Here is a 12127-nt window from a genome sequence, read left to right on the forward strand (position 1 = left end):
GTACAAAAGGCTTTATCTTATTGATAAAGCCTTTTCTATTTTAAACAAAATATTTAGTTTTTACCACTCTGTTTCTTGCTCAAAATCTGATAAATAGTTAAACAAACTCTTATTCAAATTATTGAATAAATTTTCAATTTGAGTTGGTACTTTTTCATAACCTACTATTAAATCTCCATCTTTATAATGAAAATCACTTTTATTTAATTTAATTTTTTGGTCTTTTTTATTCCCCGGAATTTCATATTCCAACTTATCAATGATAAATATATACTCATCATCATCAAATTCTAATTCAATTTCATAAATGGCATCAAAACAACTATAATCAGAATTTAAACCAAAACATATGGCATTATCTGTAAAACCATCAAAATTAATTTTTTTGTCTTTTTTGCCTTTTTCAACTTCATCAGTTTCTTTACCAGTATCAATTTGTTTATTAATAACATCCAAATTTCCATACTTCTCTTTAATCCATTTTTTAGCTTTCTCTATTAAATCCTCTTTATCCATTCCTTTCATTTTTACTTCAATTTCATTAGTATTTAGTCCTTCTGAAGTAAAAGAAAATTGTTTTATTTGATTATTATTTTGAGAGAAGATAATTAATGAAATTAAAAATGTGGAAATTAAGCTAATTGATTTCATAGTAATTATTTTTAATGAAAAGATGATTTGTTGCTAATACGTTTATAAAGTTAATAAACAATTAATTAAATAAAAATTTTGTAATCAATTTCTTAGCTTAAATGCTTAAATTACGTATTTCAACTATATTTTCAATTGAAATCATCTGAGTTATACCTTCTTTTTCCCTCAAAATTTTCAGCACTTTTTATTTATTTTCTAAACTTAAGGTTTTAATTACCTTTGTATAAACAAATACAAACGTTTATGATATTTTCAATGACTGGTTATGGGAAATCTGTTTTACAGTTGCCAACAAAAAAAATAACCGTAGAACTTAAATCTTTAAACAGTAAGAGTTTAGATTTAAATACCAGAACACCATCTATTTACAGGGAAAAAGAGTTATCAATTAGAAAAATTCTTGCAGATAAATTAGAACGCGGTAAAATTGATTTTTCAATTTATGTTGAGGCTACAGCAGAGGACACTTCTACTCAAATTAATATTCCGGTTGTTAAACAATATATGCAACAATTAAAAAATGTTTTGAATGAAGGAAATGATATGGAACTCCTAAAAATGGCAGTACGTTTTCCTGATGCTTTAAATACCGTTAGAGAGGAAATTGATGAAAATGAATGGCAAACCATTGAAGCAGAAATAAATATTGCAATTGATGATTTAATTAAACATAGATTAGATGAAGGCCAAGTATTAGAGCAAGATTTTAATAATCGTATCATTATTATTGAAGATTTGTTAGAACAAGTGATAAAAATGGATCCTGAACGTATTGAAGGCGTTAGAGAACGCTTATTAAAAGGTGTTGAAGAATTAAAAGAAAAATACGACGAAAATCGTTTTGAACAAGAGTTGGTTTATTACATAGAAAAGTTTGATATTACTGAAGAAAAGGTACGTTTAAAAAATCATTTAAATTACTTTATTGAATGTATTAACTCAAAAGATTCTAATGGAAAAAAACTTGGCTTTATTAGCCAAGAAATGGGACGAGAAATAAACACTATTGGTTCTAAAAGCAACTATGCGCCCATGCAACAATTGGTTGTTCAAATGAAAGATGAACTTGAGAAGATTAAGGAACAACTCTTGAATGTTCTTTAAAAGTTTAATAAAAATCTCAATACAAAACAATTTAACATATTGGCAACACAAAATATAGACAATAAAGTAGGTAAATTAATCGTTTTTTCAGCACCTTCAGGATCTGGCAAAACAACCATTGTTAGACATTTGTTGGGAATAGATAATTTAAATTTAGAATTCTCAATTTCAGCAACTTCAAGAGAAAAACGCGGCACAGAAAAAGATGGAAAAGACTATTATTTCCTTTCGGCTAAAGAATTTAAAACCAAAATTAAAAACGACGAATTTCTAGAATGGGAAGAAGTATATCGAGATAATTTTTACGGAACTTTAAAAACCGAAGTAACACGGATTTGGGAACAAGGCAAAAACGTAATTTTTGATATTGATGTATCTGGAGGCTTGAGAATAAAACGAAAATACCCTGAACAAACCATAGCTATTTTTGTTAAGCCACCAAGCATTGATGAACTAAAAATTAGGTTAAAAAAACGTAAAACTGAAACTGAAGATAAAATAAATATGCGCGTAGCAAAAGCCTCTGCAGAATTAGCAACTGCCCCTTTATTTGATATTATAATTGTAAATGACGATTTAGATAAAGCATTAATTGATGCTAAAAAAATAGTAGGTGATTTTATTAATTCTTAAAACATTTAATCATGAAAGTTGGTCTGTTTTTTGGTTCGTTCAATCCCATTCATGTTGGCCATTTAATTATTGCGAACCATATGGCAGAGTATAGTGATTTAGATCAAATTTGGTTTGTTGTTACGCCTCATAATCCGTTCAAAAAAAAAAGTACCTTACTAGATAACTATCAACGTTTAGAAATGGTATATCGTGCTACTAAAGATTATGCTAAACTAAAACCTAGCGATATTGAATTTAATTTACCTCAGCCAAATTACACAGTAAATACACTTGCATATCTTCAAGAAAAATATCCAGATTATGAATTTGCTTTAATCATGGGAGAAGACAATTTAAAAAGTTTTCATAAATGGAAAAACTATGAATTAATTCTTAAAAATCATCACATTTACGTATATCCAAGAATTTCTGAGAATAAAACGGAAACTCCTTTTGATAATCACAAAAAAATACATCACATAGAAGCTCCAATTGTTGAGCTTTCATCCACCTTTATTCGTAAAGCAATAAAAGCTAATAAAAATATAAAACCCATACTCCCAGAACATGTTTGGGAATACCTTGATGAGATGAATTTTTATAAATAATCTTATTAATTCTACTTAACTATCTAATTAACAAAGGCGTTAACAAGTAGAATTAATCGTTAAAACGAATTAAAAAAAGCCGTTTAAAGCAAAAAAAAGCATCTTAACGAAAAAACCTAACAAATAATTAATATTTAGTCAAACAGGTTTAATTTTACATCGCTGTTAATCAATTTAAATTTAAATACGCAATGGGAAATTTTAAAAAAAACATAGGAGTTTTAACAATCCTTTTTAGTTTATTACTTGCAACAAACACTTATGCTGGTGGTTCTAATGACAAAAAAAGTAAAGACAGTCAAAGTTACGATAATGGAAGTAACGACAACAATGGAGGCGATTCAGTTCCTTTAGATGGTGGTTTAGGTATCTTATTAATAGGTGCTGCTGCATTCGGAGCTAGTAAATTACGCGACAACAAAAAACAATAATTATAAGAGTATAAAATTACTTTTTAAAAAAGCCTTTCTTAAAGAAAGGCTTTTTTTTTACAACAAATACTTATTTATTGAAGAGAAACAAACATGATTAACCTCAAAGAAATTTTCAAACTCAAGAACTTTAATTAAAGTTAAAAATATAATAATAAATCCTTTAAATTTTTTAATAGAATAAAAAAGTATTTTAACGAATTATATAAGTCTTTAAAAGATTAAAAAATAGGTTTCATCGAAAAAAATAAACAATTTTAATAAACAACATATATTGTTTTTACCTTTACAAAGCTATAAATTTAACAAAAAACAAAATGAAAAATACAAAGCAAACATTATCTAAAACTATAGCAATAGCTGCCATAGTAATTGCGTTTACTTTTCCTACTAATTCAAATGCAACAGGATGGTGGACTTTTTGGCATACACACTCTAATACTTGTGGGCACAACCAAAATAATAATGGTCATACATCTGTGCCTTTAGATGGAGGTCTTGGTATCTTATTGTTGGGTGCTGCTGCTTTTGGTGTTAAAAAACTACGTGATAATAAATAATAGTGGATTTAAAATCGCTTAAAAATGATATCCCTTTACCAATAAGGCTTTTCTTAGGAAAGGCCTTATTGTTTTTTATAATATGGAAGCTGGTTTATGGTTTATTCCTATCAGATTCTAGGTTATTAGACGAGCCATTAACAGAACACGTAGGAAATGCTTCTGTATATGTTTTAAATGGCTTAGGAGATATGTCTGGATTTATATCAAAATCAGAAATTTCTACCTATATTGAAGGAGAGGGTTTGGTAACACAAAAGGCTTCGCAAATATTTCATCATGATAAGTTGGTTCTTTATATTGCTGACATCTGTAATGGCTTAGAGTTAATGATTTTGTACATTGGTTTTATAGTGTGTATGCCTTCTAGATTTTGGCGTAAAGTTTTATACATTGTAATAGGTGTTGTTTTAATAGATATTATTAATATATTTAGATGTACTGGCCTTATTTATTTACGTGAATATTACCATGCGTATTTTGACTTTGCCCATCATTATTTGTTTAAAGCTACTGTATATACAGCTACATTTTTAATGTGGATGGTTTACGCTAGGAAAATTAGTTTAAAATAGAATGAACCCATATAAATCAGGAAAGTTTCGCTTTATTGCAGGACTTATATTTATAATAATTATTTACTCTTGGAATGGCCTATTTTTCATTACTGAAAGTGGCGAATGGCTATTATTACCTAAATTAACGTTTCACCTCATTAGATTTGGAGTTACTTTAGCCGTTTATTTTATTGGCACTTATCATTTAGGAAAATTAGAAGATAAATGGATGTCTTCTATCTGGCATCTTGTTCATATTTCTGGATTAATTATAATTACTAGCTTAGGTTTATTTGATTGGTTTATATTGGAATTAAGCCGAGACATTAAAAATTTTGCTCACACAGTTCAAGAAATTTTAATTTCACCAGTTTTATATGTTGCCATGGGCTTACTAAACAAGAGCTTAAAAAAAGAAACCGCTTAAAGAAAAATATCTTTAAACGGTTTCTAAACTAAATAACCAACCAAACTTTTTATTTAACCCTGGTATTCACTCTAGGGTTTTCAATTTTATCTTTTTTAAACTTACGTTTTTTATCTACCGTCGTAGTTTTACCTTTTGTATCTGTATTTTTTAAGAATTGAATATAACCTCTTCCTTCAAATTCATAAATTGTTTCAGAAGCTGGATGATATAATTCTATCTTTCCATCATTTATAACGCTCAATTCAAAATATTCATTGCCTAGATAATCATAATCTAATGTTAAAGTTTTCAAGTACATATTCCCTATTATATTACCTACACCATAAATCCCTATATAATCCCAATATAAATTATTTGGGTTTGAAATATTTACATCCTGAGAGCTTCTAAATTCTGAGTCATTCCCACCTGCTAAAAACTGTAGATAATTTTCGTTGTCAAACTCGTTAATAGCACCAAAAGTACTGGTATATGTTTTTTCCCATGCTTCATACTCTTGTAAGAAATAATGAATGTTATCATAAAAAACAAAATCATAATCAAAATTACTTCGTTGGTAACCATCTAAAAAGTAAGACGTATCATTATACGGGTTATATAATTCTATGGTATTATTATCAATTAAATACACATCAAAAGTCTCAAAACCATCAATGTCGTGAAATACATCCAAAATCATATCATAAGCATCATACTCGCCTACATCAATTCCAAAACCATTACCATTATTCCCTAAACCAACTATATTATTGTTAGCATAAACAACGCCATTTCTAAAAGATATAGTGAAGGCTTTTTGTAAAAAAGGAGTTTCTCCAAAACCTTTAGTGGCGTTTATATCTACATACCAAAGTTCGTAGGAATTTAATATCTGGTTAATATTCAATCTTGGTTCATTAAAATCATCAACAATAACCTCTCTATAACATGAGGTAAATAATGTAGCTGTTAATGCAAAGCTTAAAAGTAATTTTACAGTCTTCATAATCAAACGTTTTTAGGGTTCATAATCAATAGGTTTCAAAACGCGTGCCAAAAAAGAAAAAGCTAATATTTTAAAGCTAGAGTATTGATTAATATTTTATGTATTTTTGAAACAGAAAAGAATATTATTTTTATGGAAAAGCCTTTAAAATATGCCGTTTTCGGAGCAGGGAGTTGGGCAACAGCTATAGTAAAAATGCTTTGCGAAAATTTAAATGAAGTGGGATGGTATATGCGCAGTGTTTACACTAAAGAGCACTTATTAAAAGAACAACACAACCCTAATTATTTAAGTTCTGTTGAGTTTAATTTAAAGCAATTAAAACTAAGTAACGATATTAACGAGATAGCAGATTATGCCGATGTTTTAATTTTTGTAATTCCGTCTGCTTTTATGCATAGCGAGTTAGAAAAACTAACAGTTAACATTTCAAATAAAACAATTGTATCTGCTGTTAAAGGTATTATGCCAGAATCTGGATTATTGGTTGGCGAGCATTTTCATAATATTTATAATGTCCCTTATGATAATATAGCTGTTATTGCTGGTCCTTGCCATGCAGAAGAAGTAGCTTTAGAGCGTTTATCATATCTTACAATATCATGCTCAGATGCTAAAAAAGCAAAAGCCATAGCTAAAAACCTATCTAGCGATTATATAAAAACTAAAATTAGTGATGATATTATTGGTGTAGAGTACGCCGTAATGCTTAAAAATATTTACGCCATTGCAGCAGGTATTGCACACGGTTTAGGTTATGGCGATAATTTCCAAAGTGTATTAATGAGTAACTCTATCAGGGAAATGAAACGCTTCATTAAAAAGATGCACAAAATGAAACGCAACATTAATAATTCAGCTTATTTAGGCGATTTATTAGTTACTGGCTACTCAACATTTTCCAGAAACCGCATGTTTGGAAACATGATAGGTAAAGGCTACACAGTAAAATCTGCTCAAATGGAAATGAGTATGATTGCCGAAGGGTATTACGCAACTAAAAGTGCCCATGTATTAAACCAAAAAAACACTAAAAAAACCCAATTACCAATAATTAATGCTGTTTACGAAATACTTTACCAAGGTAAAGACCCCAAAAAGACCTTTAAAAAATTAACAGAGCGGTTAGATTAATATGGGCGTTAGCCAAGGGTCGGGCTTTTCGTTACAAGTCCGCGCTCGTTACCTCGCTGTGGGCTTTTCACTGCAATCCCTAACGCAAAATAACATTATAAATAATAAGGTACAATTTTATAAATTTACTTAACCAAAACACCTTTAACATCCATTAAAGGGATGGTTTGTAAAGCCTTAAAATTAATGGTGTTTTTTCTAAATAAATAAGTTTTATCAAACATAGTATTACCTTCAAAAAAAGACACTTTAAAAGCGTTATTAATAGTAAATAATGCCTCTTGCATCAGCTCAATTTTAGCATAGCTTTTTTTAGGAAGTTTGTCTATTTTTTTTCTAAAAGTCGCTGTTTTTTTATCTTCAGAATAACCGCTAGTTACAATAATAACCATGTCTAAATGAACATTTTTATCGTTGATGATATAAGCATTCCAATCTTGAGTTTTATAGATGTCGTTATACTCATTTACAACAGCAACGTAAACGTCTTCAACTTTTGGAATTTGGATATCCTTTTTCATGGGTCTGCAATTATTATTTGTACAACATCAAATGTAACATTTGTATAAATATTTAAGTGGAAATTAAAAATTTAATTATGCGTGTTTCCTGCAACAAATATATCATTTCTATAAATTTAGAAACTTGATTTTGTCAGAAAAAAAATATAACTTCCTTTAAAATAAGATATAAAATATTAAAACGATTTCATATCAAGCGTTAGGCAACATTTGGAAAAAAAATTGTGCATTAAAGAAACCTACGTATATTTGCAAGTGATTACTCACATATATATGACAAATAAGAAAGAAAAAATATTAAAGAGTGCTTTAGAGTTGTTTGCAAATGAAGGTGTTAACACTACTTCAACAAGTAAAATAGCAAAAATAGCAGGGGTTTCTGAAGGTTTAATTTTTAGACATTTTAATAACAAAAAAGGACTTTTAAACTCAATAATTGAAAGTGCAGAAGAAAAGGCAAATGATTTGTTTGCCGATATATTGAAGCAGAAAGACGCAAAATCTGTAATTAAAAAAACAATTGACTTGCCATTTTTAATTAAAAAATCGGAATATGATTATTGGAAACTTCAATTTAAACTTAAATGGGAGGAAGAATATAACAACCCAAAAAAAATGCAACCCTTGATTGAAAAATTAACTTGGGCATTTTTAGAACTCAACTATGAAAAACCCAGTTTAGAAGCACAACACTTAATTCAAACTTTCGAATCAATTTCTACTGAAATACTGAAGGGGAATTTTAGTAATCAAAACGAATTCAAACAATTTTTAAAACATAAATATTCAGTTTAAAAAAATTTATCTCAACATAAAAGTAAGTACTCACTAACAAATAATAACAATGAACAAAACAGCATTAATTACAGGAGCAAGTGGCGGTATAGGAAAGGAATTTTCAAAAATACACGCAGAAAAAGGAGGCGATTTAATTGTAATAGCAAGAAGTGAAAACAAATTAAACGAATTAAAAAAAGAGCTAGAAGAAAATTACAAAATCAATGTTTTCGTAATCCCAAAGGATTTAACAAAGCCAAATGCAGCCAAAGAAATCTATGAAGAAATCCAAACTGCTGGACTAAAAGTGGATTATTTAATAAACAATGCAGGGTTTGGTGGGCTAGGAAAATTTCATGAAAGAGAATTAGAGCAAGATTTAGATATGATTAATTTAAACATTAGTGTACTAACTGCTCTAACTCATTATTTTTTGCAAGATTTTGTAAAAAATAACGAAGGAAGAATACTTAATGTTTCTTCAACTGCCAGCTTAATGCCAGGACCTTTACAAGCAGTATATTACGCTACGAAAGCATATGTTACTTTTTTTAGAAATGCAATTGCGGAAGAATTATACGACACAAATATTACGGTTACCAACCTAATGCCTGGAGCAACTGAAACGCAATTTGGAAAAGTATCTGGAATGGACAAAACTGAAATGTTTAAGAAACCTGTAACTGCAAGAAGCGTAGCAGAAGATGGATATAATGGAATGTTAAACGGGAAATTAGATGTTATTTCAGGTCTTACTTTCTCTCAAAAATTAATGACTGCAATGATTCCATTAACACCAAAAAAAATGATTTTAAAACAAATAAGACAAATGCAAGAAGTTAAATAAAACGGTGACTAACAATGTATAAAAGCAATAGCGATTTGGGTGAATACTCGAACCGTTTTGCATTTAATTATGTATCTTGGTATCCGAAAGGAAAGAGCAATTAAATCCGCTACTGCTCTTATACTAAACATTAAACAAACATAAAAATTCTACAAAGCACTCTTAAACTGCTCTAAGAAACGCACATCGTTTTCACTTAGCAAACGGATATCACTTATTTGATGTAATAGCATAGCAATACGATCGATACCTACACCAAATGCAAAACCAGAATATGCTTTAGTATCAATATTGCAGTTTTCAAGTACATTAGGGTCTACCATACCGCATCCACCAATTTCCAACCAACCTGTACCTTTAGTAATTCGGTAATCAGATTCTGTTTCTAAACCCCAATACACATCAATTTCTGCGCTTGGTTCTGTAAACGGAAAATAAGAAGGGCGTAAACGAATTTTACTTTTCCCAAACATTTCGGTTGTAAAGTGTTGAAGTGTTTGTTTTAAATCTGCAAAACTTACGTCTTTATCAATATATAAACCTTCTACTTGATGGAAAAAACAGTGTGATCGAGCTGAAATTGCTTCGTTTCTGTAAACGCGACCTGGAGAAATAGTGCGAATAGGTGGTTTATTATTTTCCATATAACGTACTTGTACAGAACTGGTGTGTGTACGCAATAATATATCTGGATTTGTTTGAATAAAAAAGGTGTCCTGCATATCGCGTGCTGGATGATATTCTGGTAAGTTTAAGGCTGTAAAATTGTGCCAATCATCTTCAATTTCTGGACCCTCACTTACATTAAAACCAATACGTGAAAAAATATCAATAATTTGATTTTTTACTATAGATACGGGATGTCTTGCTCCTATTTGAATAGGCTCTCCTGGACGCGATAAATCGCCAAAAACACCTACTACTTCTTCTTTGCTTTCTAGCTCTTCTTTTAGGGCATTAACTTTATCCTCGGCTGTTTTTTTAAGTTTATTTATAGATTGACCAAATTCTTTTTTTTGATCGTTTGCTACATTTTTAAACTCTGCAAAAAACTCGTTTAACAAGCCTTTTTTACCTAAATATTTTATACGAAATGCTTCTACCTCTTCTTTGGTTTGTGCTTTAAAGGCTTCGGCTTCAGCTATTAATTCTTTTATCTTATCTATCATAACGTACTAAAATGATGGCAAATTTACTATTTTTTACGGTAACTGCGTTAGCGATTGTAATGGAAATCCTTTTTGTGAGGCACGAATAAAAAGATTGAAATGTAAAGCGCGACCCTTTAGGGTAACGCCAAAATAATTTTAATAAATATACTCGGTTTCTACAAAATAATTCACAATGGCTTCTTTCATTAAAACACTTTGCTCACCTGCTTTTAAATGAGGTAATTGCTCTAGAGTTTTGTAATGTGGCCAGCCCTCGTCATCTACAAAATCGAGCTCGTAGTAGCCATATGGTGATAATAATTTACAAATGGCAATATGCATAAGGTCTAGTTTTTGGTCTTTTTTAAAGCTTCTCTCTAATTGCCCCAATTCTTGTACACCTATTAAATAAATAATAGCATCGAGATCTAGGGTATCTCCATCAGCAAATTGATTGGATAGTTTTTGTACTACCAATTCCCAGCGTTCCTTTAATTGTTCGTCTCTAGACATAATATTTTTAATGCTGCAAAGTTAATAAACCAAAGTGTTACTATTATTTTATATTTGTTTAAATTATTTAATTATGGGTGTAATTGATATTGTTTTAGGAGGATTAATTTTATTTGGACTGGTGCGTGGTTTTATGAAAGGACTTTTTGTTGAAGTAGCTTCTCTTGTTGCTTTATTTGCAGGTGTTTATGGCACTATACATTTTAGCAATTTTGCTGCTGAATTTTTGGAAAATAAAACCGAATGGAATGAGAAAACCATTAATATTACTGCATTTGCCATAACTTTTATAATTATAGTTTTAGCGATTGCATTGGCAGGAAAAGCCCTTACTAAACTAGCTGATTTTGCTGCTTTGGGCATTATAAATAAACTAATTGGCGGTGTTTTTGGGGCTTTAAAAATAGTGATTGTTTTAAGTGTTATTCTTAATGTTTTTGATAAAATGAATACCACCATTACCTTTATTGATGATGCGCATACTGAAAATTCTTTACTTTACAAGCCTATAAAATCTTTAGTACCTTTAATTTTTCCGAGTATTTTGACTTTTAAAGAAGCGGTTATTGATGATAGTAAAGAATAAAACGCTCTATTTAATAGTTAATCTAAATGATAAATTTCCATGATATCTTTTAGATACTTTTCAAAATCAATTTTTAAGTCTATTAATTTTCCTGTGTGCACATCAAAAACCCAACCGTGAACTTTTAAACCCCTATCTCTGTAAGCTTTTTGAACTGCAGCAGTTTTTATAAGATTAACACACTGTTCTTTCACGTTAAGTTCTACCAATCTATCATATTTTTTTTCCTCATCATTAATAGCGTTTAGCTCATTTTTATGAATACGATATACATCTCGGATATTACGTAACCAAGGGTTTAAAATCCCTAAATCTGCAGATAGCATTGCTGCTTTAACACCTCCACAAGCGTAATGCCCACAAACCACCACATGATTTACTTTTAAATGATTTACTGCATAATTGACTACCGACATGACATTTACATCGATACTGATAACCATATTGGCAATGTTACGATGAACAAAAGCTTCTCCAGGCTCTAAACCCATAAGCTCTTCTGCACTTACACGACTGTCGCTACAGCCAATATAAAGTAGTTCTGGAGCTTGGCCTTCCCCTAGCTTTTTAAAGTAATTGTGGTCTACAGAAAGTTTATCTTTTATAAACTTTTCGTTATTATCAAATACGTGCTCTAAATTCATGGCTTTCTAT

General features: G+C 29.8%; 17 protein-coding genes. 11 read left to right on the plus strand and 6 right to left on the minus strand.

The window, feature by feature from the left end; genetic code table 11:
- Positions 1-60: 60 nt before the first annotated feature.
- Positions 61-651 carry a hypothetical protein gene (locus AC1XJX_RS12415; RefSeq protein ID WP_482004306.1) on the minus strand — a complete coding sequence of 197 codons (591 nt, stop codon included), beginning with the start codon at positions 649-651 and terminating at the stop codon, positions 61-63.
- Positions 652-897: 246 nt separating this feature from the next.
- On the opposite strand from AC1XJX_RS12415, the gene AC1XJX_RS12420 reads away from it, so the two are divergent.
- The 7 genes from AC1XJX_RS12420 to AC1XJX_RS12450 all read left to right on the plus strand — a co-directional run bounded on the left by AC1XJX_RS12420 (position 898) and on the right by AC1XJX_RS12450 (position 4956).
- Complete coding sequence (locus AC1XJX_RS12420) at positions 898-1758, plus strand: YicC/YloC family endoribonuclease (RefSeq protein ID WP_482004307.1); 861 nt, start codon at positions 898-900, stop codon at positions 1756-1758.
- 39 nt (positions 1759-1797) lie between these two features.
- Positions 1798-2391, plus strand: a complete 594-nt coding sequence (gene gmk / locus AC1XJX_RS12425; protein WP_482004308.1) for a guanylate kinase — start codon at positions 1798-1800, stop codon at positions 2389-2391.
- An 11-nt stretch (positions 2392-2402) separates the two neighbouring features.
- Positions 2403-2981 (plus strand): nicotinate (nicotinamide) nucleotide adenylyltransferase, encoded by a 579-nt coding sequence (gene nadD, locus AC1XJX_RS12430; protein WP_482004309.1) that lies wholly within the window; start codon positions 2403-2405, stop codon positions 2979-2981.
- Between the two features lie 191 nt (positions 2982-3172).
- Entirely contained in the window at positions 3173-3412 is a 240-nt protein-coding gene (locus AC1XJX_RS12435; protein ID WP_482004310.1) for a PID-CTERM protein-sorting domain-containing protein, read from the plus strand.
- Positions 3413-3729: 317 nt separating this feature from the next.
- Positions 3730-3972, plus strand: coding sequence for a PID-CTERM protein-sorting domain-containing protein (locus AC1XJX_RS12440; RefSeq protein WP_482004311.1), 243 nt, complete (start codon positions 3730-3732; stop codon positions 3970-3972).
- 2 nt (positions 3973-3974) lie between these two features.
- Positions 3975-4547: an archaeosortase/exosortase family protein gene (locus AC1XJX_RS12445; RefSeq protein WP_482004312.1), complete on the plus strand. Its 573-nt coding sequence runs from the start codon at positions 3975-3977 to the stop codon at positions 4545-4547.
- Between the two features lies 1 nt (position 4548).
- Entirely contained in the window at positions 4549-4956 is a 408-nt protein-coding gene (locus tag AC1XJX_RS12450) for a hypothetical protein (protein ID WP_482004313.1), read from the plus strand.
- 49 nt (positions 4957-5005) lie between these two features.
- On the opposite strand, the gene AC1XJX_RS12455 is transcribed toward AC1XJX_RS12450, so the two are convergent.
- Positions 5006-5944: a nicotinic acid mononucleotide adenyltransferase gene (locus AC1XJX_RS12455; protein WP_482004314.1), complete on the minus strand. Its 939-nt coding sequence runs from the start codon at positions 5942-5944 to the stop codon at positions 5006-5008.
- 132 nt (positions 5945-6076) lie between these two features.
- Here AC1XJX_RS12455 and AC1XJX_RS12460 point away from each other — a divergent pair, with 132 nt between their 5' ends.
- The gene (locus tag AC1XJX_RS12460; protein ID WP_482004315.1) at positions 6077-7078 is read left to right on the plus strand and encodes an NAD(P)H-dependent glycerol-3-phosphate dehydrogenase; all 1002 of its coding nucleotides are present in this window, start codon (positions 6077-6079) and stop codon (positions 7076-7078) included.
- 125 nt (positions 7079-7203) lie between these two features.
- Here the strand turns inward: AC1XJX_RS12460 and AC1XJX_RS12465 are convergent, their stop codons facing one another.
- Positions 7204-7599: a hypothetical protein gene (locus AC1XJX_RS12465; RefSeq protein WP_482004316.1), complete on the minus strand. Its 396-nt coding sequence runs from the start codon at positions 7597-7599 to the stop codon at positions 7204-7206.
- A 273-nt stretch (positions 7600-7872) separates the two neighbouring features.
- Between AC1XJX_RS12465 and AC1XJX_RS12470 the strand changes: the two genes are divergently transcribed.
- On the plus strand, positions 7873-8394 hold the full coding sequence (locus AC1XJX_RS12470; protein WP_482004317.1) for a TetR/AcrR family transcriptional regulator: 522 nt from the start codon (positions 7873-7875) through the stop codon (positions 8392-8394).
- A gap of 49 nt (positions 8395-8443) precedes the next feature.
- Positions 8444-9223: an SDR family NAD(P)-dependent oxidoreductase gene (locus AC1XJX_RS12475; RefSeq protein WP_482004318.1), complete on the plus strand. Its 780-nt coding sequence runs from the start codon at positions 8444-8446 to the stop codon at positions 9221-9223.
- A 149-nt stretch (positions 9224-9372) separates the two neighbouring features.
- Here the strand turns inward: AC1XJX_RS12475 and AC1XJX_RS12480 are convergent, their stop codons facing one another.
- Together AC1XJX_RS12480 and AC1XJX_RS12485 are read right to left on the minus strand one after the other, a co-directional pair.
- A complete protein-coding gene (locus tag AC1XJX_RS12480; protein ID WP_482004319.1) occupies positions 9373-10392 on the minus strand; it encodes a phenylalanine--tRNA ligase subunit alpha in 1020 nt (339 codons plus the stop codon).
- 138 nt (positions 10393-10530) lie between these two features.
- A complete protein-coding gene (locus tag AC1XJX_RS12485; RefSeq protein ID WP_482004320.1) occupies positions 10531-10887 on the minus strand; it encodes a hypothetical protein in 357 nt (118 codons plus the stop codon).
- Positions 10888-10960: 73 nt separating this feature from the next.
- Between AC1XJX_RS12485 and AC1XJX_RS12490 the strand changes: the two genes are divergently transcribed.
- Positions 10961-11473 (plus strand): CvpA family protein, encoded by a 513-nt coding sequence (locus AC1XJX_RS12490; RefSeq protein WP_482004321.1) that lies wholly within the window; start codon positions 10961-10963, stop codon positions 11471-11473.
- A 17-nt stretch (positions 11474-11490) separates the two neighbouring features.
- Here the strand turns inward: AC1XJX_RS12490 and AC1XJX_RS12495 are convergent, their stop codons facing one another.
- A complete protein-coding gene (locus AC1XJX_RS12495; RefSeq protein ID WP_482004322.1) occupies positions 11491-12117 on the minus strand; it encodes a carbonic anhydrase in 627 nt (208 codons plus the stop codon).
- Positions 12118-12127 lie beyond the last annotated feature (10 nt).

Source organism: Flaviramulus sp., assembly GCF_982512915.1.